Consider the following 22,878-nt stretch of genomic DNA (forward strand, 5'->3'; position numbering starts at 1 on the left):
TCGCGTCCCCCGTGTCTGTGAACATTCGTAAAGCTTATGTAACTGAATATGGGCCTCGTGACGTACCTCCCACTGCACGTGTTGAGACCGTTTGTCATTTGGGCTTGCACACGCAATAAGATATATCTTAAGTTATATCTTAGATAACCCAAGACGAGAGCAGAACGATGCGAGACCACCATCACTTTCACCATCACCATCCACACATGCGCGAAACCGATGAGTTCGAACGCCGCCCCGGTGGGCGTGGCGGGCGCGGGCCGCGGGTGTTTGCCCCGGGCGATTTGAAGCTGTTGCTGCTGGACCTGATTGCTCAGCAGCCAAGCCATGGCTATGACCTGATCCGCCGGATCGAAGACATGTTCGAAGGCGCCTATGCCCCGAGCCCAGGGGTGATCTACCCGACCCTGACCTTTCTCGAAGAAAGCGACCTGATTAGCGGCGACGCGCAGAACGGCAAAAAACTCTACAGCGTCACCGCTGCTGGCCAGGCCTCTTTGGCCGAGCAACAGGTGGCCCTGGAGGGCCTGAAGGTACGCCTGGAAGTAAGCAAACGCTCGCTGCGCGGCCATGACCGCCCGGCCCCGATTCACGAGGCGGTGCACAACCTGCGCCATGCCTTGCAACTGCACCACGGGCAGTGGAGCGAGGCGGAGATCATCCGCGTGCGCGACCTGCTGAACGCCGCCGCCACGGCCATCGCGGCCGGCCCTATCGCCACCCAGGAGACTGCGCAATGACAACCGCCAACCCGATGGGCATTCACCGCGTCATGCATGAAATCAAACGTCGTCGTCTGGAGGTGCTACGGGTTACCGATATCACCCCCCATATGCGCCGCGTCACCTTGGGCGGGCCCGAGCTCGCCGGCTTTATCAGCCTGGGCAGCGACGACCATATCAAGTGTTTCTTCGCGCAAAACGCCGAAGAGCAAGCGGCGTTGGAAAGCATGCAGTTTGGTGGCAAGGGCAACGACGACGGTCCTAAACCAGCCATGCGCGACTACACGCCGCGCCGCTACGACGCCGCTGCAAATGAACTGGATATCGACTTCGTGCTCCACGGCGACGGCCCGGCATCGACCTGGGCGGAACAGGTGACATCTGGCCAACCCTTTTATATAGGCGGCCCGCGCGGTTCCATGATCGTGCCGGATATCTTTGACAGCTACTTGCTGATTGGCGATGAAACCGCCCTACCCGCCATCGCCCGCCGCCTGGAAGAATTGCCGGCCAGCCGGCAGGTGTTGGCGTTGATAGAAGTGCCAAACGCCGCCGAGCAGCAAACCCTGCAGAGTGCGGCCAATGTCGAGATACAGTGGCTGCACCGCGAGGCCGGGCAAGACCTGCTCAGCGGCGTAAAAGCCCTTGGCAGCCTACCGGGTGGCTCGCTGTACACCTGGGTCGCTGCAGAGTCGGCTACCTCGCGGCGAATTCGTCGTGTGTTGCTGGACGACTTCGGCGTCAACGAAGACTTCTTCAAAGCTGCCGGCTACTGGAAGCTCGACGAGACTAGCGAGGACTGATCCACCCGGCATCCCGCCATTCGGCCAGCCAACCCAGGGATCCCTGGGTATTGGTGGAGGGCCGATATTCCGCCGCCAACCAGCCGCTGTAACCCGCCCCACGCAACGCCTGAATGGCGCCGGCAAAATCCACACTGCCGGTTCCAGGCTGGTTGCGCCCGGGGCAATCGGCGAACTGCACATGGCCGATGTGGCCCGCCAGGGCGGCAATCGCTCGTGGCAGATCCAGGCCCTGACGGGCCATGTGATAAAGGTCCAGTTGCGCGGCGAAGTTGGCATGGTCCACGGCCTCGATCAGCGCCAGCAGATGTTCCGGCGTATTGATCAGAAAGCCCGGCATATCCAGCGGGTTGATCGCCTCGCTCAGCACCTTGATGCCCAACAGCTGAAACTCCTTAGCCGCGCGCCGTACGTTGGCAGCCAACGTCGCCAGCGCCTGCTCGCGGCTGACGCCCTCGGCTAGGCGTCCCGGCAACACGTTGACGAACTGCGGGCGGACCATCGCCGCATAGGTCAGCGCTTCCTGCAAGGCCTGGTCAAACTGCTCCTGTCGCGCCGGCACCGCCGCAAGGCCGGGTCCGCCGGCGGCCAGGTCGGGCGCGGCGATATTCAGCAGCACCAGCGGCAGACCCGCAGCGGCCAACGCTTCCTTGAACTGGATCGCCGGCACCTCGTAGGGGTATTGCACCTCCACCGCAGTAAAACCGGCGGCGGCTGCGGCGGCAATGCGCTGCAGCAGGGGCAGTTCGGTAAACAGCAGGGAGATATTGGCCGCCAGCTTCATTAATGCTTCTCCCGGTACAGCTCGATCAGAGTGGCCGGGTCGCGCTCAAGGTTGCCGACGTTGCTGCCATGCAAGCGCATCAACTGCGCCGCCAGGGCGCTGACGGGAGTGCTGGAGTCATGCTCGCGGGCCAGTTTCACGGCGGTATCGAGGTCTTTGAGCAAGGTGCGCACATGCCATTTGATCGGTTCGAAATGGCTCTCAGCCATTTGCGGGGCGAGGATCTGCAGCGGCTTGGAATCAGCGAAACCACCGGCCAAGGCTGGCGCCAGCAGGCTGGCATCGACGCCAGATTTCTCCGCCAGGGCCACCACTTCGGCGATCACCAGGGCGTTGCAGGCAACGATCATCTGGTTGCACACCTTGGTCACCTGCCCGGCCCCCACCGCGCCCATGCGCGTCAGACGTTGGCCGAGGTTCATCAGGATCGGTCGCACCTGCTCGATGTCATCTTCACGACCACCAGCCATGATCGCCAAGGTGCCGCCCTGGGCACCGGCCACGCCACCGGATACCGGGGTATCGAGCCAATGCATGCCGCTGCGGCTTTCCAGCTCGGCGGCCATTTCGCGGGTGGCGGCAGGTTCCAGGCTGGAAAAGTCCACCAGCAGTTGGCCGGCTTTCGCCCCTTCCACTACACCCTGCTCACCGAACACCACTTTGCGCACGACGCGGGTGTCGGCCAGGCACAGCATCACCACGTCGGCATGGGCGCACAGCTCCGCGGGGGTGGCGACCTGACGGGCACCAGCGGCTAGCAGCGGCGCGCATTTGTCCGGCGAGCGGTTCCATACGGTGAGCGGATAGCCGGCGGCCAACAGGCGCTGGCACATGGGCAGGCCCATCAGGCCGATGCCGGCGAATGCGATAGAAGGGAGGGCGGCGTTCATCAAGGGCTCCATACACGTCAGAATGACGCCATCTTAGCCCCCAACGCTGATTCGTAGGACGGGGCCGGTTAGGGCCGCTCTTGAATCAGCACCCAGGGCGCCACCACCACCGCCCACAACTGCGGGTCGCGGGCCAGCAGGTCTTCGGCCAGGCTGGCTTCCACTTTGCTGATGGCGGCGCTTTGCAGCCATTCGCCGACCTGGCCGCCGTTGTCTTCAGCCACGGCCATGGCAACCTCAACCAGGTCCATGCCCGGCGTCACCCACAGCAAGGCGCCACGGGCGAAGAACGGCTGCAGTTCCTGCCAGGTAATAGCAGCGGTTTCACCCAGCAACTTCGCATAGAGTGGATTGGCGTAAAGGGGGTTGATGGCGTCGGTCATCGCGGGCTCTTTGTTCGACAAAATGTAAAAGGTGGTCCACCGTTCGGGGCGGCCATGATAGCGGCGCACCACAATGAAACAAGCGCCGCCTGACGTACAAACCGCCCACAGCGGCACGCCGTTTTTCTATACGTTTATTGCGATTTAGCGACATTGCTTACAGACGGCATCAGTCGCCGCTTTTCAAGGCATAAATCGGCACTCTAAACTCCGCCGTTAAAGTTGCCAGGGACTGTGGCCGGGAATTTCATTTCGGCCCCGCAACTTAGACCAACAGGGCATGTCCACTTGCGCACCTTGCGCACGTGGGTCTTATAAAAAACGAAAAAACATAAGAGTGGAGCACTATGAACAAGGCTACTAAGCAACTGTTTGCTGCCATGGCTATGGCCGGCGTCGCCAGCTATTCACTAGCAGCTGACACCATCAAGATCGGCCTGGCTGGCCCGGTTACCGGCGCTGTCGCTCAATACGGCGAGATGCAGTTCATCGGCGCCAAAATGGCTATCGAACAAATCAACAAGGCTGGCGGTGTAAACGGCCAGCAGCTCGAAGGCGTTGTGTACGACGACGCTTGCGACCCGAAACAAGCCGTTGCCGTGGCCAACAAAATCGTCAACGACGAAGTCAAGTTCGTGGTTGGCCACCTGTGCTCCAGCTCCACTCAGCCGGCTTCCGACATCTATGAAGATGAAGGCATCCTGATGATCACCGCGGCGTCCACCAGCCCGGAAATCACCGCTCGTGGCTACCAGCTGGTATTCCGCACCATCGGTCTGGACAGCCTGCAAGGCCCAACCGCCGGCAACTTCATTGCTGACCACATCAAGCCGAAAACCGTTGCTGTTATCCACGACAAGCAGCAGTACGGCGAAGGCATCGCTACCGCGGTCAAGCAGACCCTGGAAGCCAAAGGCGTGAAAGTAGCCCTGTTCGAAGGCATCAATGCCGGCGACAAAGACTTCTCGGCGATGATCTCCAAACTGAAACAAGCCAACGTCGACTTCGTGTACTACGGCGGCTACCACCCGGAACTCGGCCTGCTGCTGCGTCAGTCGGCTGAGAAAGGCCTGAAAGTTCGTTACATGGGCCCAGAAGGCGTGGGTAACAAAGAGCTGTCGGCCATCGCTGGCCCGGCTTCCGAAGGCCTGCTGGTAACCCTGCCGAAGTCGTTCGACCAGGACCCGAAAAACCAGGCGCTGGTTGAAGCCTTCAAAGCCAAGAAAGAAGACCCGAGCGGTCCTTTCGTGTTCCCGGCTTACGCCGCGGTACAAGTGATTGCCGAAGGCATCAAGAAAGCCGGTGACACCGACACTGCCAAGGTTGCTGCCGCCCTGCGCGCCAACACCTTCGCCACCCCGACCGGTGACCTGAGCTTCGACGCCAAAGGCGATCTGAAAGACTTCAGCTTCGTGGTCTACGACTGGCACGCTGACGGCACCAAAACCGAAGCTAAGTAAGTTTCGAGCCGCAACCCGAAGCCCACTGCATGTGCAGTGGGCTTTGTTTTAAGAGGTAAACGGGTCCACGCTCAGCCATAAGCTACGAGCGGCACCCACGCGAAAGCTTTCAAAACCCCATTCCCAAGCTATATAGCAAGGCGGACCCGCCCAGGCAGGTCTGAACGGCGCGAGCCGGCCCCGCGAGGGGCGAAGCACAAGGCGTGCTTCGTGATGGAAGCGATTGAGTACCCCTGTCCTGCTGCGAACCACAGCTGACAGTCCCCCCCGGTGGGATGCAGCCCCTACAGGCCCTGCATGGCGCAATCGTCGACCTGACGCAGCTATCGAGTCACGCAACAGGTTTTGTAAGTTTTCAGGAGAGTTTTGATGCCTGACATCTACCATTTCTTACAGCAGCTGGTTAATGGCTTGACCATTGGCAGCACCTACGCCTTGATCGCCATCGGCTACACGATGGTGTACGGCATTATCGGCATGATCAACTTCGCCCACGGCGAGGTGTACATGATCGGTTCCTACGTCGCCTTCCTGGTGATCGCCGGTCTGACCATGCTCGGCCTCGACAGCCTGCCGATCATTCTGATCGCGGCCTTCGCAGCCACCATCATTGTCGCCAGTGCCTATGGCTACAGTATTGAACGGGTCGCCTACCGACCGCTGCGTGGCAGCAACCGTTTGATCCCGCTGATTTCGGCAATCGGTATGTCGATATTTCTGCAGAACGAGGTACTCCTCGCGCAGAACTCCAAAGACAAAGCGATTCCCAACCTGATCCCCGGCAACTTCGTGTTTGGCGAGAGCACCATGAATGGTGTGGTGATCTCCTACATGCAGGTGCTGATCTTCGTCGTCACCTTCCTGGTGATGCTCGGCCTGACCCTGTTCATCTCCCGTTCCCGCCTGGGCCGCGCCTGCCGCGCCTGCGCCGAGGACATCAAGATGGCCAACCTGCTGGGCATCAACACCAACAACATCATTGCCCTGACCTTCGTCATCGGCGCCACCCTGGCGGCCGTCGCGGCGGTGTTGTTGGGCATGCAATACGGGGTGATCAACCCCAACCTGGGCTTCCTCGCCGGCATCAAGGCGTTCACCGCCGCGGTACTCGGCGGCATCGGCAGCATTCCCGGCGCCATGCTGGGTGGCCTGGTGCTGGGCGTAGCCGAAGCCTTTGGCGCCGATATCTTCGGCGACCAGTACAAAGACGTGGTGGCGTTCAGCCTGTTGGTGCTGGTGCTGTTGTTCCGCCCGACCGGCATTCTCGGTCGCCCGGAGGTTGAAAAAGTATGAGCACCTCAATTACCGCCAAGCAGCTCAAAACGGCGTTTTTCAGCGCCCTGCTGGTGCTGGCCGTGGCTTACCCGATTCTCGGCCTGAAGCTGAACATCGTCGGCATCCAGCTGGAAGTGCACGGTGCCAGCGCGCCGACTCTGTGGACCATCTTCGGTTGCGCAATCGCCATGTTCGTCTGGCAGCTGTTTCGCAGCCAGTTCGACCAGGCCCTGAGTGCGCTGCCCAAAGTGCCAGGCGTGCCGTCCTCGGCGACCAACTTCCTCACCCTGCCGTCGACCCAGCGCTGGTTCGTGCTGGCGCTGGTGGTGGTGGCGCTGGTGTGGCCGTTCTTCGGTTCGCGCGGCGCGGTGGATATCGCCACCCTGATCCTGATCTACGTGATGCTCGGCCTGGGCCTGAACATCGTGGTCGGCCTGGCCGGTCTGCTGGACCTGGGTTACGTCGGCTTCTACGCCGTCGGCGCCTACAGCTATGCCCTGCTCTCGCACTACTACGGTTTCGGTTTCTGGCTGTGCCTGCCGATTGCCGGCCTGATGGCGGCGCTGTTCGGCTTCCTGCTGGGCTTCCCGGTATTGCGCCTGCGTGGCGACTACCTGGCCATCGTTACCCTGGGTTTCGGCGAGATCATCCGCATTCTGCTGCGTAACCTCACCGAGCTCACCGGTGGCCCGAACGGCATCAGCAACATCGACAAACCGACCCTGTTCGGCCTGAGCTTCGAGCGCAAGGCGGCGGAAGGCCTGCAAACCTTCCACGAGTACTTCGGCATTGCCTACAACTCGATCTACAAGGTGATCTTCCTGTACCTGGTCGCCCTGCTGCTGGTGTTGCTGGCCTTGTTTGTGATCAACCGCCTGCTGCGCATGCCGATCGGGCGTGCCTGGGAAGCGCTGCGTGAAGACGAAATCGCCTGCCGCGCGCTGGGCATGAATCCCACCGTGATCAAGCTATCGGCCTTCACCCTGGGCGCCTGCTTCGCCGGTTTTGCTGGCAGCTTCTTCGCCGCCCGCCAAGGCCTGATCACCCCGGAGTCGTTCACCTTCCTGGAGTCGGCGACCATCCTCGCCATCGTCGTGCTCGGCGGCCTGGGTTCGCAGTTGGGGGTGATTCTGGCCGCCATCGTGATGATCCTGCTGCCGGAGCTGATGCGTAACTTCAGCGAGTACCGCATGTTGCTGTTCGGTGCCCTGATGGTGTTCATGATGATCTGGCGTCCACAGGGCTTCTTGCCCATGCAGCGCCCTCACCTGGAGTTGAAGCAATGAGCCGCCCGATTCTTGAAGTAAGCGGCCTGTGCATGCGCTTCGGCGGTCTGTTGGCCGTTAATGGTGTGGGCCTGACCGTGCAGGAAAAACAGGTGGTGTCGATGATCGGCCCGAACGGCGCCGGCAAGACCACGGTGTTCAACTGCCTGACCGGTTTCTACAAGCCCACATCCGGCACCGTGCTGCTCGACGGTGAAGCGATTCAGGGCCTGGCTGGCCACGAGATCGCCCGCAAGGGCGTGGTGCGGACCTTCCAGAACGTGCGCCTGTTCAAGGACATGACCGCCATCGAAAACCTGCTGATCGCCCAGCACCGGCACATCAACACCAACTTCCTGGCAGGTCTGTTCAAGACCCCGGCGTTCCGCAAAAGCGAGCGCGATGCCATGGAGTTCGCCGCGCACTGGCTGGACAAGGTCAACCTCACCGACGTCGCCAACCGCCCGGCCGGCACCCTCGCCTACGGCCAGCAACGCCGCCTGGAAATCGCTCGCTGCATGATGACCCGCCCACGCCTGCTGATGCTCGACGAGCCGGCGGCGGGTCTCAACCCGAACGAAACCGAAGAGCTGAAACAGCTGATCGGCGTGCTGCGCGATGAATACAACGTCACCGTGCTACTGATCGAACACGACATGAAGCTGGTGATGAGCATTTCCGACCACATCGTGGTGATCAACCAGGGCACGCCCCTGGCCGACGGCACACCGGAGCAGATTCGCGACAATCCGGATGTGATCAAAGCCTATCTGGGGGAGGCGTAACTCATGCTGTATTTCGATAACGTTTCCACCTTCTACGGCAAGATCCAGGCGCTGCATAACGTCAACGTGGAAGTGCACAAGGGCGAGATCGTCACCCTGATCGGCGCCAACGGTGCCGGCAAGTCGACCCTGCTGATGACCCTCTGCGGTTCGCCGCGCGCGGCCAAAGGCAGCATCCGCTATCAGGGCGAAGAGCTGGTCGGGCTGGAGTCCAGCGAGATCATGCGTAAAAGCATCGCGGTGGTGCCCGAAGGCCGCCGCATCTTTGCCCGCCTGACCGTGGAAGAGAACCTGGCCATGGGCGGCTTCTTCACCGACAAGGGCGACTACCAAGAGCAACTGGACAAGGTCTTGCACCTGTTCCCGCGCTTGAAGGAGCGCTACAACCAGCGCGGCGGCACCATGTCCGGCGGCGAACAGCAGATGCTCGCCATCGGCCGTGCGCTGATGAGCAAGCCGCAACTGCTGCTGCTCGACGAGCCGTCCCTGGGCCTGGCACCGATCATCATCCAGCAGATCTTTCAGATCATCGAACAGCTGCGCAAAGATGGCGTGACGGTGTTCCTGGTCGAGCAGAACGCCAACCAGGCGTTGAAGATTGCTGACCGTGCGTATGTGCTTGAGAACGGGCATGTGGTGATGCAGGGAACTGGTGAAGCCCTTCTCACTGACCCAAAGGTTCGCGACGCCTACCTCGGCGGTTGATACCAGCCCCCCCTACGAGAGCCCCGTCATGCGGGGCTTTTTTATGCCTGAAAAACAACCCCTGTAGGAGCGGCTGGGCGGTATTCCGATCAGCCGCGATGCTTTTTGATCTTTGCGTTTCCAGGCCCGACCAATCGCGGCTAAAGCCGCTCCTACGGAAAAACTTTCCGCGCACGCTGTAACAACTACTCGCCTCATTTCTCTACTTCACTAAGCAGGCAGCCATGACCTGCTCCTTCAATGAATAGAGAGAACGCCATGAACAAGAACAACCGTCCCCTGCACACCGCCGCCCTCGCCCTGGCCTTGGGCAGCGCCCTGAGCATTGCCTCCGCGCCGATGGTGGCCCATGCCGCCGACGACAAAAACGACAAGTGTTTTGGCGTAGCGATGAAAGGCAAAAACGATTGCGCCGCGGGCGCCGGCACCACCTGCGCGGGCACCTCCGCGAAAGACTTCCAGGGCAACGCCTGGAAACTGGTACCTAAGGGCACCTGTGAAAAAACCGCCAGCCCGACCTCGCCGACCGGCTTTGGCCAACTGGCTGCCTTCAAAGAAAAAGCCTGAGCCGTCGGGACGCACGACCATGAACCAGCCCTTGCCCCTTCGTGCGTCCCCTGCCGGCCTGCCAGCGCGTGCTGGCCTGGGCCTGAAATCCCAGCATTACCAAGACATTCTGGCCAGCCGGCCGAGCATTGGTTTTTTTGAAATCCATGCGGAAAACTACATGGTCGCCGGTGGCCCCTTTCACCATTACCTCGGGCAGATTCGCCAGCACTACCCGCTGTCGCTGCATGGGGTTGGCTTGTCAATTGGCGGCGAAGAGCCGCTCGACCAGCAGCACCTGCAACGTCTGGCGGCGCTGCTGGAACGCTACCAGCCCGCGGTTTTTTCCGAGCACCTGGCCTGGTCCAGCCACGGCCCGACGTACCTGAATGACCTGCTGCCAGTGGCTTACGACCGGCCGACGCTGGAGCGGGTCTGCCAACACATCGATCAGACTCAGTCCTTCCTCAAACGCCCGATGCTGCTGGAGAACCCGGCCACCTATGTCGAGTTCAGCCACTCCAGCCTGGGCGAGGCGCAGTTTATCCGTGAGGTGGTGCAACGTACCGGCTGCGGCCTGCTGCTGGACGTCAACAACCTGTACATCTCCTGCGTCAATCACCAGCGCGACGTGCAGGCCTATCTGCAGGCATTGCCGTTGGCCGCCGTGCAGCAGATTCACCTGGCCGGTTTTGCCGAAGACCAGGACAGCCTCGGCGCCCGCCTGCTCATCGACAGCCATGGCGCGCCGGTGGATAACGCCGTGTGGGCGCTCTATGCACAAATCATCGACCAACTGGGCCCGCTGCCGACGCTAATCGAATGGGACAACGATGTTCCGCCCCTGCCTCAGTTACTCGCCGAAGCCGAGTTGGCCGAACGGGTGCTCGCGCCGTGAGCCTGCAAGCCGATTTCCAGCATGCCCTGCTCGGCATTGAGCCCAGCACGCCCGGCGGCTTGCACACCGGCAATGGCTCCGACCCGGCGGCGCGGTTTGCCGTGTACCGCAACAATGTGCTGAGTTCGCTGATCAATGCCCTGGCCGACAGCTACCCGGTGGTGCAAGCCTTGGTCGGCGTCGAGTTTTTCCGCGCCATGGCGCAGCTGTATGTGCAACAGCATCCACCGCGCTCACGGCTGTTGGTGCACTACGGCGATGACCTGGCGAACTTTATCGCCGACTTCGAGCCGGCCCGTTCGCTGCCCTATCTGGCGGATGTCGCCCGGCTGGAGGCCCAGCGTATTCAGGCCTATCACGCTGCGGACGCCGACCCGGTGAGCAACCAGCAACTGGCGGCCGCGGTCAGCGACAGCGCGCACCTGGCCGGCCTGGTGTTTCACCTGCACCCCTCGGTGCACGTGCTGTCGTCGGCTTACGCGGTGCGCACGTTATGGGCAGCGCACCAGGGTGAAGGGGCGACTGAGCAGGTCGTCATCGAGCAGCCGGAACATTGCCTGGTCCTGCGTCATCAGCTGGATGTCCTGGTCATTGCTGTGGATGCCGCCAGTGCCGCCTTTATCACCCACCTCCAGAACGGCCAGCCGTTTGCCGCCGCCACGGCCGACTGCCCAGCCGACTTCGACCTCAGTGCCTGCCTGGCGCTGCTTATCCATTACGGCGCGATCACCGCGCTCTCCTGCGAGTGACGCCATGAACCGCCTGAACGATCTGTTCGAAAAAATCCCCCACAGCCTGATCGCCTTTATCGCGCGCTTTTCCATTGCCGCGGTGTTCTGGAAATCCGGGCAGACCAAGGTCGAGGGTTTTGCCGTCGACCTGGTCAGTGGCACCTTTGTGTTCGACAACCCGCACCTGGCCGACTCGACCATCCCGTTGTTCAGCAGCGAGTACGCCCTGCCACTGATTCCGCCGGAAACTGCGGCGTACCTGGCCACCTTCAACGAGCATTTCTTTCCCGTGCTGATTCTGCTGGGTTTGGCCACGCGCTTTTCCGCCCTGGCACTGCTGGGCATGACCCTGACCATTCAGTTGTTCGTCTACCCCGACGCCTACCCCACCCACGGCACCTGGGCCGCCGTGTTGCTTTACCTGATGGCCCGTGGCCCCGGTGTGCTGTCCATCGACCACCTGCTGGCGCGCCGCCACAGAGGCGCGCGAACCCTGTAGCATTACCGCCCCTTGCCAGCCAGTGATGATCGGGCCCGTCCATGTCAGTTGAAGTTTCCTCCGCCACCGCCAGCGATGACCTCAGCGAGTTTTTCGCTCTGGTGGAAAAAAGCCTGGTGCAGAACACCTTGGTCAAAGTGCTGCTGAGCAAATACCAGGGCGAGGAAACCGAGCTGCAACGCGTGACGATTCGCCCGGTGACGGTACGCGGCCAGGCCTGTCTGTCGTTCGTCTACACCTACAAGACTCGCGACATCACCAAGAACCACGCGCCGGCTGAAGCGCTGGCGCTGCTCGCCGAACTGCTGCCGGCCTCGTTCAAAAATGCCCACCTGCTGTCGCTGACCGATGATGTGCAACTGACCTTCGGCAAGAAGAACAAAAGCCGTCTGTTCATTGGCAAAGCGGTTGAGCGCGAAGGCACCAGCAGCGGCCATGACCGCGAGAAAAAACGTTTTCTCGAACTCACTCGGCCGTTCCTCACCGACCTCGGCGTGACCACTGCCAAGCACGAGCTGGTGCCGGCGATGGCGCGCAAGTGGAAGCAGATCAACAAGTTCGTCGAGGTGTTTTCCCATGCCCTGGCCAGCTCGCCGCTGCAGCAGCGTGCCGCAGACGAGACCATTCACGCGGTCGACTTCGGTTCCGGCAAGGGCTATCTGACCTTCGCCATGCACGACTACCTGCGCAACAGCCTCGGCCGCCAGGGCAAGGTCACCGGCGTTGAATTGCGCGAAGACATGGTGCGCCTGGGCAATGACGCCGCTTCACGTCTGGAACAACCGGGGCTGAGCTTCGAGCATGGCGACGTGCGCACCTACGCACCCAAAGCCATCGACATCATGATCGCCCTGCACGCCTGCGATGTGGCCACCGACTACGCCATTCACCTGGGCATTCGCAGCGACGCCGCGATCATCATGTGCTCGCCCTGCTGCCACAAACAGATCCGCCCGCAGATGAGCAGCCCGAGCATGCTGCGGCCGATGCTGCAGTACGGCGTGCACCTGGGCCAGGAAGCCGAGATGGTCACCGACAGCCTGCGCGCGCTGCTGCTGGAAGCCTGCGGGTATGAAACCAAGGTGTTCGAATTTGTCTCGCTGGAACACACCAACAAAAACAAAATGATCCTCGCGGTGAAACGCCCCGCTCCGGTCGACCCAGCCGAGATGATGGAAAAGATCCAAGGCATCAAAACGTTTTACGGGATTCAGGAGCAGTGTCTGGAAACCCTGCTCAAAGCCGATCAGCGTTTGTAGAAGGTCAAAAACGTCGCGGCTTAAGCCGCGATCCCTGCAAACGAAACTCCCCGCTAGCGCACCGCCGTCAACACATCCAACTCCTGCCGCCGCTGTTCGAACCATGCCAATAGATAATCCGCCAACACCTGGGTGCGTTTGGGCAGCCCATGCTGGTAAGCGTGCACCAGAAACACCGGGCTGATGCGGGTTTGGTAGTCGCGCAGTAGCCACACCAGGCTGCCGTCCAACAGCTCCTGATGCACCAGGTAAGACGGCAGGCGCGCAATCCCTGCGCCACCCAGGCATGCCTTCTTCAACAGGCTGTAATGGTTGCTGGCAAACGGGCCATTCACGCGCACCCGCGTCAGCTCATGCTGGCGGTGGTACAGCCATTCTTCCGCGCCGCTGTAGTGGCTGTTGAGCAGACACACCTGCTCGCTCAACTGCTGCGGCGTTTGCACCTCACCATGGGCGGCCAGGTAGGCCGGGCTGGCGCAGGTCAGTTCCTGCATCGACAACAGCGGCCGGGCCACCAGACGGTCATCGGTTTGCTCGCCACTGCGAATCGCCAGGTCGAACCCATCGGCGACCAGATCGCGGTAGGTGTTGCTCAATTCCAGTTCGATACGGATCTGCGGATAGGCCTGGGCAAATTGCAGTTGCAGCGCATCGAAAAAGGTATCGCCCAGGGACACCGGCGCGGTGATCCGCACCGCTCCCGTTGCCTCCTCCTGTAAGCGCGCCAGGGTTTGCCGGGCGCGGGTGGCTTGCGCGACCAGCGCCTGGGCTTCCGGCAATAACGCCGCGCCGGCAGCAGTCAGCGACAGCTTGCGCGTGGTGCGGTACAGCAGACTGATACCCAGGCCCTGCTCCAGCAAGCCGATACGCTTGGACAATTGCCCCTTGCTGCAGCCCAGACGCTCAGCGGCCTGGGTAAAACTGCCGGCCTCCACCAAGGTGGCAAAGGCGGCCAGGTCATCCATTTCGCTCATGTCGATTGTTTCCCAGCGAGAACCAAAGGTTTCCAATTAGCCGGATTATCGCCTACAAACCGCCGACCTACACTGCAAGCCACTCACAACCCCCACGTCTTTTTCCTTCTCTGAGGAGCAGTGCCATGAAAATCATCCTTGTCGGTGCCAGCGGCACCATTGGCCAAGCGGTAGCACGTGAACTGAGCGAGCGCCACGAAGTGATCCGCGTCGGCCGCAGCAGCGGCGATTACCAGGTGGACATCCGCGAGACCGCCTCGATCCGCAAACTGTTCCAGGAGATCGGCCCCTTCGATGCGCTGGTAGCCGCCACCGGCTCGGTGCATTTCGGCGCCCTGGCGGAAATGCAGGCCGAGCAATTCGCTGTAGGCCTGAATGACAAGCTGATGGGCCAGGTCAACTTGCTACTGATCGGCCGCGAGTTCATCAACGACGGCGGCTCCTTCACCTTCACCTCCGGCGTACTCAGCGACGACCCGATCGTTGCCGGCGCCTCGGCGAGCATGGTCAACGGTGCGCTCAACAGCTTCGTCAAAGCCGCCGCCATCGAACTGCCGCGCGGCCTGCGGGTGAACATCATCAGCCCGACCGTGCTGGTGGAAGCCATGGACAGCTATGGTCCGTTTTTCCGCGGCTTCAAACCGGTGCCGGCGGTAGACGTGGCGCTGGCGTATGCCAAGAGCGTGGAAGGTAAGCAGACCGGGCAGATTTATACCGTCGGATAAAAGAGCATCGCGGCTAAAGCCCCTCCCACAGGAGACTGCGTGCCCTTGTGGGAGGGGCTTTAGCCGCGAGCTGTTGATTTTGCTCTTCGCTCTTGTGTGAGTAGCAACCCGTGGGTAACGTGGCCGCACTTGCCAGGAGACCCACCCGATGCGCGCTGTACGCCCTTTGCTGTTTGCCCTGTTGCCGATTTTCGCCAGTTGCACAATGTCCTACGGCCCGGAGGAAGCCCCGGTCCCGACCGGCACTCGCATGCAGGGTGAATTGAGCGTCAGCGGCGGCAAGTTGCTGCTGCGCCCGTGCCTGGAACAACGCCACTTTCTGATCAATGACAGTGGCAACACCGGCCTGCTGCAAGAGTCGGCATCGCTGCTGGACACCAAAGACGCCACCCTGTTCGCCGATGTCAGCGGCAACCTCGACGCCAGCAAAACCTCCGGCAACGACGGCCAGTTGAACCTCACCCGCCTGTACCGCGTGCAACGCGAAGGCCACGGCTGCGACGACCCCAACTTCAAACGCCAGATGCTGCGCGCCAGCGGCCACGAGCCGGACTGGAGTGTCAGCGTCAACGCCAAAGGCCTGGTGCTCGAACGCCCGAACCAGGAACCGCTGGCCCTGCCCTACTTGGAAGAGCAGTTGCCGGACGGCCGTTTCAACCTCACCAGCGAAGCCAACGGCCTGCGCCTGGAACTGTGGATCGCGCCGCAACGCTGTGTCGACAGTGCCAGCGGGGCGGTGTCATTTCTGTCCGCAGAGCTGCGCAGCAACGGCAAAGTGGAGCGCGGTTGTGGCTACTTCGGCGGTTCGCGTAACAACTGAGCAGCGCCGTTTCTTCACTCTTTTTTCACATCGATTTGATCAGCGTTTCACTCGCTGATTCCTAGCATGGGCTCCCTTATTCGGGGAGTTTCCATGCGCACGTCACGTCGTCTGCTGTTGTCCGTTGCGGTTGCCATCGCCTTGCTGGGCAGCGCTGGCCTGTTAGCGCATCACCTGCGTGCCGCTGGCACGCCAATCCCTCTGCTTAGCGGCCCGCAAGCCGAGACCTGGGCGCGACCGGTGGACAGCTCGTTCAAGCTGTTCGAAATGTCCCCGACTCTGTACCGCAGCGCCCTGCCGCAGCCGCAGAACCTGGCGGTGCTCAAGCAACTACAAGTGCGCACGGTGGTGACCTTTATCAAGGACGATGACCAGCAGTGGCTAGGCAACAGTGACATCAACCTGATCAGCATTCCTCTGCATGCCGACCGCGTCGACGATGCCGATGTGCTGCGCGTGCTCAACACCCTGCAACTGGCCGAAACCCGCGGCCCGGTACTGATGCACTGCAAACACGGCAGCGACCGCACCGGGCTGATGGCAGCGATGTTCCGCACCGTGATCCAGGGCTGGAGCAAACAGGAAGCCCTGAGCGAAATGCTCAATGGCGGCTATGGCCAGGCCGACGACATGGAAGATGCCCGGCGTTACGTGGAGCGGGCCGATATCGGCAAGTTGCGCGAGGCGCTGACCAACGGAAAATGCGACACCAAGGTGATCTCCACCTGCTACCTGCGGCCATGGCTGAATACCATGGTCTCTACTTCCCATCCTTGAAACTCCCGCTGGCTGCTGCCCCTCACCCTAGCCCTCTCCCCAGAGCGGCGAGGGGCTGGGGGTGAGGGGTGCACAAAACTTCCAGACAGCCTTTTCCTCCGCCGGCATACTAGCCCGACCCTCCTGTTTTCTGGTTTTGCAGCATGGCCTCACGCAACTGGATTGATCTCGCCCAGGATGCCGATACCGGCATCGAGACCATCCGTGCGCATTTCCGTGGCCATGCCTATGACCCGCATTGGCACGACAGCTACCTGATAGGCGTTACCGAGCAAGGTGTGCAGCAGTTCAGTTGCCGCCAGCAGCGCCACATCAGCACCCCCGGCCAGGTGTTTATGCTCGAGCCTGGCGAGATCCACGACGGCACTGCCCCCTCGGCCGAAGGCTTCACCTATTCCATGCTGTACCTCGACCCGCAGTGGCTGGAACGCGAACTGCACGCCCTGTTCGAACAGGCACCGGCGGCCTGCCAACCGGGTTTTGCCAGCACCCTGCTCGGTGATGCACCTCTGGCTCAGGCCACCCTGCAGGCGTTTCAGGCATTGCATGGCAATGAGCTGCGCATCGTCCGCCAGACCGCCCTCGATGGCCTGTTGGCGCAGATGACCGCACACCTGCATTGGCGGCAGACTTCACAGCTCGATCCGCGCCTGCCGTTGGTGGCGCAACGGGCGCGTGATTACCTGCATGCCCATGTGCACGACGACATCGGCCTGGACGACCTGGCGCGGGTCAGCGGCGTCGACCGCTTCCGTCTCAGCCGCGCCTTCAAAGCGGCGTTCGGCATGGCCCCACACGCCTACCTGATTCAACTGCGCCTGGCCAAGGCCCGCCATCTGCTGGCCCGTGGCGAAACCCCGGCGCAGGTCGCCAGCGCCCTCGGTTTTGCCGACCAGAGCCACCTCGGCCGCTGGTTCCGTCGCGCCTACCAACTGACCCCGGCGGACTACCGCAAGCGCTGCACAAATCATCCAGACTGAGCGCCACCCGCCTGCAACCATGACGGCTCCTGACCTTCGCTGGAGCGCCCCCGTGGACTTGCTGCCCTTCCTGTTATTCGCCCTGGTCGCCTCGATCACCCCTGGCCCCACCAACCTGCTAGTGCTGAGCAACAGCGCACGTTTCGGTTTCACTGCCGCCCTGCCGCTAGTGCTGGCCGCCTGCGCCAGTGCCGCACTGCTGGTGTTGCTGGTCGGTCTCGGCATTGGTGATGCCCTTAGCCAGCACCCGCAGGTGCAGCAACTGATGGCCTGGGCCGGAATCGCCTGGCTGAGTTACCTGGCCTGGCAGATTTTCCGCAGCCCGGCGGTGGGCCTGGACAACGCCCGCGCGCAAGCCGGTGAACGCCTGAGCATGGCGGCGGCTGCCGGCCTGCAAGTGGTCAACCCGAAAACCTGGATGATGGCGCTGGCGGTGGTCGGTGTATTCGCCGCCCATGCCCCGGACAAAACCAGCCGGGTGGCGCAGTTGGCGCTGCTGTTCTTTCTGATCGCGGTGCCCTGTCTGGGCGTGTGGGCCGCCCTCGGCCGTGGCGTCAGCCGTTTTTGCCGCAGTGATGCCGGCATGCGCCGCTTCAATCAGGTGATGGCGGTGCTGCTGCTGGCCTCGGCCTGGTTAAGCTTGCTCGCCTGAGGCACTGAGGCGGCCAGTTGCCAGTGTTTCAACGCGGATACAGAGCCTGTAGCCTGAGCGCCTTCGAACCACAAAGTGAGGGAAGCACTTTGAAGCTGGCCGTGATCGCCCTGATCCTCTTGCCTGCATGCGCCCAGGCCCAGGTGTACAAATGCGTTGCCCGCGATGGCAGCACCACCTATGCCACCGTTCCCTGCCCGGAAGGCAGTGGGCAAACCACCCGCATCATCGAACCCGTGCCGCCCAGCGGAGTGCTGAACATTCCAGCCACCGCGCCCGCTGCCGTCGACGACGCACAGTCCAGCGACGATGACGACGCCAAGGTACCGACTGCCACCGGCATTACTGTGATTGAAGACAGCGATGCAGCTAGCCGCGAGCAAAAGCGCGAGCAGATGCGCGCAGACGCCGAGCAACATAAAAAGGACAGGTACGACGAGGACTTGCGGCGCAGGGAGAACCGGGAAAAGCAGGCGGAGGTGCAGCGCAAGCTTCACCCCTAGGTTTTCTTTTGCCGGTTTGTGGGTTCGCCTTGGGATTCTGGATCCCAGCCTGCGCTGGGATGACGGAGATATTTGAGCGCTCACCGTCGTCCCAGCAGAGGCTGGGACCCAGAATACTGAAGGTTACGACGCAGTCAGCCCCGCGCCTCAGCCAGCAACCATTGCTTCAACGCCAGCACCGCCGGGCGCAGCTTGGTACCCAGCGGATATTCGCCCTACGTGGGCATCGTATCCGCGCTTTCGCGGCTATAATCGCCGCCTTGCCAAGCTGCCGGGTGACCTCCGGCCCTGATACTGGATTGCCCCATGTTACGAATCACCGAATTCAAGCTGCCTATCGACCACGCCGACGAGGCCCTGCGCCCTGCTCTGGTTCAACGCCTGGGCATCGCCGATAACGAGCTGCTGGACTTCACCCCGTTCAAGCGCAGCTACGACGCGCGGAAAAAATCCGCCGAGCTGTGCTTTATCTACACCCTCGATTTCACCGTGAGCGACGAAGCGGCCCTGCTGAATAAATTCAGCGACGACCGCCACATCAGCATCGCCCCGGATACCTCGTACAAATTTGTCGGCCAGGCCCCTGAGCAACTGGGCGAACGCCCGCTGGTGGTCGGCTTCGGCCCATGCGGCATCTTCGCCGCCCTGCTGCTGGCGCAGATGGGCTTCAAGCCGATCGTGCTCGAGCGCGGCAAAGAAGTCCGCCAGCGCACCAAAGACACCTGGGGCCTGTGGCGCAAAAGCGTGCTCAACCCCGAGTCCAACGTGCAGTTTGGTGAAGGCGGTGCCGGCACCTTCTCCGACGGCAAGCTGTACAGCCAGATCAAAGACCCGAAATTCCTTGGCCGCAAAGTGCTGCACGAGTTCGTCAAAGCCGGCGCGCCGGAAGAAATTCTGTACGTCAACAAACCGCACATCGGCACCTTCCGCCTCACCGGCGTGGTCGCCGATATGCGCGAGCAGATCATCGCCATGGGCGGTGAGGTGCGCTTTGAACAGCGCGTTACCGACGTGCAGATCGACGACGGCCAACTGACCGGCGTAACCCTCGCCAGCGGTGAGCAGATCGCCAGCCGGCACGTGATCCTGGCCCTCGGCCACAGCGCCCGCGACACCTTCCGCATGCTCCACAGCCGCGACGTGTACATGGAAGCCAAGCCGTTCTCGGTGGGTTTCCGTATCGAGCACCCGCAGTCGCTGATCGACCAGGCGCGCCTGGGCAAATTCGCTGGCCACCCGAAGATTGGCGCGGCCGACTACAAGCTGGTGCACCACGCCAAGAATGGCCGCTCGGTGTACAGCTTCTGCATGTGCCCAGGCGGCACTGTGGTGGCTGCCACCTCGGAAGCCGAGCGCGTGGTCACCAACGGCATGAGCCAGTACTCGCGCAACGAGCGCAACGCTAACTCCGGCATCGTCGTCGGCATTACCCCGGAAGTGGATTACCCGGGCGGCCCACTGGCCGGGGTTGAGCTGCAGGAGCGCCTGGAGTCCCACGCCTATGTGATGGGCGGGCGTAACTACAACGCACCAGGGCAACTGGTAGGCGACTTTATTGCCGGCAAGGCCACCACCGCGCTTGGTAGCGTCGAGCCGTCGTACAAACCCGGCCTGCAGTTGACTGACCTGGCCGACGCTCTGCCAGATTTCGCCATCGAAGCCATCCGCGAAGCGCTGCCAGCGTTCGACAAGCAGATCAAAGGTTTCGCCATGCACGACGCGGTGCTCACCGGCATCGAAACCCGCACCTCCTCGCCGCTGCGTATCACCCGTGGCGATGACCTGCAGAGCTTGAATGTGCGCGGTCTGTTCCCGGCCGGTGAAGGCGCCGGGTATGCCGGCGGCATTCTCTCCGCCGGGGTTGATGGCATTCGCATTGCTGAAGCGGTGGCGCGGGATATTCTCGGTATTCGCGAAGGGTAAGCCCTTCCTCGCACACCCAAGGCACCCGGCAAAACCGGGTGCCTTTTTTTGGCCTGTCACATTCGTGTTTGCCAACACATATCAAATGACAGGATTTCCCATTTACTAACATCTTACATTTACTTACACTCCCTCCCGCCGCATCCATACCCATCAAATTTGAACGTTCAGCCATTGAGCGACGGGTTCGGCTTGCCTGCAAAAAGACAGGCCACACAAAAACTCTGCCGGAATTCGGACACAGGACCCTTCACATGCACCGTCATCACCTTTCGCCGCTGGCTACCGCCATCGCTTTGAGCTTGTGGGTGGCCCAGGCCGCTCATGCTGCTGACACCGCTGCGGTTGCCAGCACTGAACCGAGCACCGCCGTGGAACTGGATGCCACCGCGATCGATGCCAAGGGCCTGAAAGGCGAGGCGACTACTGAAGGGACTAAGTCCTACACCACGGGCGCCATGGCCACCGGCACCAAGCTGCCGCTGTCGATCCGCGAGACCCCGCAGTCGGTCAGCGTGATCACCCGTCAGCGCATGGACGACCAGGGCATGAATGACCTCAATGACGTGGTCAAATTCACCCCCGGCCTGGTCATCAACCAGTACGGCCCCGCGCGGCAGAACTACAGCGCCCGTGGTTTCGACGTCGACAACATCATGTACGACGGCATGCCCACCACCGTTTCGACCTACACCCAGGACGTGATCTCGGCCGCTGACATGGCCATGTACGACCGCGTGGAAATCGTCCGCGGCGCCACCGGCCTGATGCAGGGTGCGGGTAACCCGTCCGCCGCCATCAACATGGTGCGCAAACGTCCGACCGCCACCCCGCAAGCCAGCATCAGCGCCAGCGCCGGCACCTGGGACAGCTACCGCACCGAAGTCGATGTGTCCGGACCACTCAACGAGCAAGGCTCGCTGCGCGGCCGTGCAGTCACCGCTTACCAGACCACGCAGGGCTTCCAGGACTACGCGAGCAAAGAGCGCGGCCTGTTCTACGGCATCACCGAAGCCGATCTGAATGACGCCACCACCCTCACCTTGGGTGCCTCGTATCAGAACGACAACAAGAACGAAAACTGGGTAGGCCTGCCCGACGTACCGGGCGGCAAAGACCTGAAACTGTCGCGTAGCACCAACTACGGCGCCGACTGGTCCTACTGGGATACCACCGTCACCACCCTGTTCGGCGACCTCGAGCACCGCCTGGATAACGGTTGGAAAGTGAAGTTCGCGATGAACAAGATGTGGGGCCGCGAGCAAATGCTCGGCACCTACAACGACTGCTATTACAACGCCTCCGGCTGCGCCACCACCAGCTTCGGCGCCGGCGCTTACAACACCGTCGACGACCACAGCGCCTATGACCTCTCGGCGTCCGGCCCTTTCCAACTGCTCGGTCGCGAGCATGAGTTGGTGGTCGGTAGCAGCTACCGCGAAGAGATCTTCGACGAGCATGGCGGCTCCGGCGGCCTCACCTACACCGACGGCAGCCCACTGGGCGCAATCGCTCCGGGTGCGTGGGAAAACACCAATACCAGCAAACCGAGCTTCGACATGAGCGGCTGGGCGCAGAAGACCGACGAGAGCCAGATCGGCACCTACGTAACTACTCGCCTGAACATCGCCGACCCGCTGAAAGTGATCCTCGGTGCACGCCTGGACTGGTGGGACCGCGAGATCGAGAACAGCTCCTTCGGCGTCGTGACCAGTTCCGACCACACCAAGGAAGTGCGTCATGTCACCCGCTACGCCGGGGTGATCTACGACCTCAACGACACCTACTCGGTCTACGCCAGCTTCACCGACATCTTCAAACCGCAGAACGTCTATGACGCCAGTGGCAGTTCGCTGAAGCCGATTGAAGGCGAGAACTATGAAATCGGTCTGAAAGGCGAGTACTTCGACGGCGGCCTGAACGCCAACGTGGCGCTGTTCCAGATCGATCAGATGAACGTGGGCACCGACGACACCAGCAGCACCAACCCGTGCCCGTGGCAGCCCACTTCGTACGACTACTGCCAGCGTGCGTCCGGCAAGATTCGTAGCCAGGGCCTGGACCTCGAACTCTCCGGTGCTCTGACAGACAACTGGCAAGGCAGCGCGTCATACACCTACGTTGAAACCAAGTTCCGCCAGGACGTAGATGAAAGCAACGAAGGCGAGTACTTCGACAAAACCAAGCCACGCCATCTGTTCAAACTCGCCACCGTCTACAACCTGCCGGGCGAACTGCAGAAATTCCGTGTCGGTGCCGACGTGGTCAGCCAGAGCGCGACCCAGAGCGAACAGGGTCTGGAGCAGGAAACCTACGCCATTGTCGGCCTGATGGCTGGGTACAAGGTGAGCGAGCACATCGACACTCGCGTCAACATCAACAACCTGTTCGACAAGGAGTACTACAGCGGTATCGCCTTCAACAACCTGAACTACGGCGCGCCTCGCAACGCCATGTTCAGCGTCAAGTGGTCGATGTAAGCACCGCCATGCCCGCAACTACCCGTCGCAACGACGGGT

General features: G+C 61.8%; 24 protein-coding genes. 20 read left to right on the forward strand and 4 right to left on the reverse strand.

Annotated elements, in window-relative coordinates; genetic code table 11:
- Positions 1-167: 167 nt before the first annotated feature.
- Positions 168-740 (forward strand): PadR family transcriptional regulator, encoded by a 573-nt coding sequence (locus C8K61_RS14500; protein WP_108096977.1) that lies wholly within the window; start codon positions 168-170, stop codon positions 738-740.
- The gene (locus tag C8K61_RS14505; protein WP_108096978.1) at positions 737-1,525 is read left to right on the forward strand and encodes a siderophore-interacting protein; all 789 of its coding nucleotides are present in this window, start codon (positions 737-739) and stop codon (positions 1,523-1,525) included. Before C8K61_RS14500 ends, C8K61_RS14505 begins: the two co-directional genes overlap by 4 nt.
- Here the strand turns inward: C8K61_RS14505 and C8K61_RS14510 are convergent.
- The 3 genes from C8K61_RS14510 to C8K61_RS14520 form a co-directional block, all read right to left on the reverse strand.
- Positions 1,512-2,309, reverse strand: a complete 798-nt coding sequence (locus C8K61_RS14510) for a hydroxypyruvate isomerase family protein (RefSeq protein WP_108096979.1) — start codon at positions 2,307-2,309, stop codon at positions 1,512-1,514. The genes C8K61_RS14505 and C8K61_RS14510 overlap by 14 nt on opposite strands.
- Positions 2,309-3,199, reverse strand: a complete 891-nt coding sequence (locus C8K61_RS14515; protein WP_108096980.1) for an NAD(P)-dependent oxidoreductase — start codon at positions 3,197-3,199, stop codon at positions 2,309-2,311. Before C8K61_RS14515 ends, C8K61_RS14510 begins: the two co-directional genes overlap by 1 nt.
- Before the next feature lie 68 nt (positions 3,200-3,267).
- Positions 3,268-3,582 carry a DUF2288 domain-containing protein gene (locus tag C8K61_RS14520; RefSeq protein ID WP_108096981.1) on the reverse strand — a complete coding sequence of 105 codons (315 nt, stop codon included), beginning with the start codon at positions 3,580-3,582 and terminating at the stop codon, positions 3,268-3,270.
- Between the two features lie 347 nt (positions 3,583-3,929).
- Between C8K61_RS14520 and C8K61_RS14525 the strand changes: the two genes are divergently transcribed.
- The 10 genes from C8K61_RS14525 to C8K61_RS14570 all read left to right on the forward strand — a co-directional run bounded on the left by C8K61_RS14525 (position 3,930) and on the right by C8K61_RS14570 (position 13,005).
- On the forward strand, positions 3,930-5,042 hold the full coding sequence (locus tag C8K61_RS14525) for a branched-chain amino acid ABC transporter substrate-binding protein (RefSeq protein WP_108096982.1): 1,113 nt from the start codon (positions 3,930-3,932) through the stop codon (positions 5,040-5,042).
- Between the two features lie 369 nt (positions 5,043-5,411).
- Positions 5,412-6,335, forward strand: coding sequence for a high-affinity branched-chain amino acid ABC transporter permease LivH (gene livH / locus C8K61_RS14530; protein WP_108096983.1), 924 nt, complete (start codon positions 5,412-5,414; stop codon positions 6,333-6,335).
- Positions 6,332-7,603: a high-affinity branched-chain amino acid ABC transporter permease LivM gene (locus C8K61_RS14535; RefSeq protein WP_108096984.1), complete on the forward strand. Its 1,272-nt coding sequence runs from the start codon at positions 6,332-6,334 to the stop codon at positions 7,601-7,603. The genes livH and C8K61_RS14535 overlap by 4 nt, the downstream gene beginning before the upstream one ends.
- Entirely contained in the window at positions 7,600-8,367 is a 768-nt protein-coding gene (gene livG / locus C8K61_RS14540; protein WP_108096985.1) for a high-affinity branched-chain amino acid ABC transporter ATP-binding protein LivG, read from the forward strand. Before C8K61_RS14535 ends, livG begins: the two co-directional genes overlap by 4 nt.
- 3 nt (positions 8,368-8,370) lie before the next feature.
- Positions 8,371-9,072, forward strand: a complete 702-nt coding sequence (locus tag C8K61_RS14545) for an ABC transporter ATP-binding protein (RefSeq protein WP_108096986.1) — start codon at positions 8,371-8,373, stop codon at positions 9,070-9,072.
- Positions 9,073-9,330: 258 nt separating this feature from the next.
- Positions 9,331-9,639 (forward strand): DUF2282 domain-containing protein, encoded by a 309-nt coding sequence (locus C8K61_RS14550; RefSeq protein WP_108096987.1) that lies wholly within the window; start codon positions 9,331-9,333, stop codon positions 9,637-9,639.
- 19 nt (positions 9,640-9,658) lie between these two features.
- A complete protein-coding gene (locus tag C8K61_RS14555) occupies positions 9,659-10,516 on the forward strand; it encodes a DUF692 domain-containing protein (protein WP_108096988.1) in 858 nt (285 codons plus the stop codon).
- Positions 10,513-11,265, forward strand: coding sequence for a DUF2063 domain-containing protein (locus C8K61_RS14560; protein WP_108096989.1), 753 nt, complete (start codon positions 10,513-10,515; stop codon positions 11,263-11,265). The genes C8K61_RS14555 and C8K61_RS14560 overlap by 4 nt, the downstream gene beginning before the upstream one ends.
- Positions 11,266-11,269: 4 nt before the next feature.
- Complete coding sequence (locus C8K61_RS14565; protein WP_108096990.1) at positions 11,270-11,746, forward strand: DoxX family protein; 477 nt, start codon at positions 11,270-11,272, stop codon at positions 11,744-11,746.
- 41 nt (positions 11,747-11,787) lie between these two features.
- Positions 11,788-13,005: an SAM-dependent methyltransferase gene (locus C8K61_RS14570; RefSeq protein WP_108096991.1), complete on the forward strand. Its 1,218-nt coding sequence runs from the start codon at positions 11,788-11,790 to the stop codon at positions 13,003-13,005.
- Positions 13,006-13,058: 53 nt separating this feature from the next.
- Here the strand turns inward: C8K61_RS14570 and C8K61_RS14575 are convergent, their stop codons facing one another.
- Entirely contained in the window at positions 13,059-13,979 is a 921-nt protein-coding gene (locus C8K61_RS14575; protein WP_108096992.1) for a LysR family transcriptional regulator, read from the reverse strand.
- A gap of 125 nt (positions 13,980-14,104) precedes the next feature.
- Here C8K61_RS14575 and C8K61_RS14580 point away from each other — a divergent pair, with 125 nt between their 5' ends.
- From C8K61_RS14580 to C8K61_RS14615, 8 genes are all read left to right on the forward strand, one after another.
- A complete protein-coding gene (locus C8K61_RS14580) occupies positions 14,105-14,704 on the forward strand; it encodes a short chain dehydrogenase (RefSeq protein WP_108096993.1) in 600 nt (199 codons plus the stop codon).
- Positions 14,705-14,852: 148 nt separating this feature from the next.
- A complete protein-coding gene (locus C8K61_RS14585; RefSeq protein WP_108096994.1) occupies positions 14,853-15,524 on the forward strand; it encodes a COG3650 family protein in 672 nt (223 codons plus the stop codon).
- 93 nt (positions 15,525-15,617) lie between these two features.
- A complete protein-coding gene (locus C8K61_RS14590; protein ID WP_108096995.1) occupies positions 15,618-16,301 on the forward strand; it encodes a tyrosine-protein phosphatase in 684 nt (227 codons plus the stop codon).
- A gap of 143 nt (positions 16,302-16,444) precedes the next feature.
- Positions 16,445-17,281 (forward strand): AraC family transcriptional regulator, encoded by an 837-nt coding sequence (locus C8K61_RS14595; RefSeq protein WP_108096996.1) that lies wholly within the window; start codon positions 16,445-16,447, stop codon positions 17,279-17,281.
- A gap of 52 nt (positions 17,282-17,333) precedes the next feature.
- Positions 17,334-17,933 (forward strand): LysE family translocator, encoded by a 600-nt coding sequence (locus C8K61_RS14600; protein WP_256589439.1) that lies wholly within the window; start codon positions 17,334-17,336, stop codon positions 17,931-17,933.
- Between the two features lie 89 nt (positions 17,934-18,022).
- Positions 18,023-18,436, forward strand: coding sequence for a DUF4124 domain-containing protein (locus tag C8K61_RS14605; protein WP_158272513.1), 414 nt, complete (start codon positions 18,023-18,025; stop codon positions 18,434-18,436).
- A gap of 306 nt (positions 18,437-18,742) precedes the next feature.
- On the forward strand, positions 18,743-20,359 hold the full coding sequence (locus C8K61_RS14610) for an NAD(P)/FAD-dependent oxidoreductase (protein WP_108096999.1): 1,617 nt from the start codon (positions 18,743-18,745) through the stop codon (positions 20,357-20,359).
- 254 nt (positions 20,360-20,613) lie between these two features.
- A complete protein-coding gene (locus C8K61_RS14615; RefSeq protein ID WP_108097000.1) occupies positions 20,614-22,839 on the forward strand; it encodes a TonB-dependent siderophore receptor in 2,226 nt (741 codons plus the stop codon).
- Positions 22,840-22,878 lie beyond the last annotated feature (39 nt).

This window comes from Pseudomonas sp. GV071 (assembly GCF_003050835.1).
Taxonomy (GTDB): domain Bacteria; phylum Pseudomonadota; class Gammaproteobacteria; order Pseudomonadales; family Pseudomonadaceae; genus Aquipseudomonas.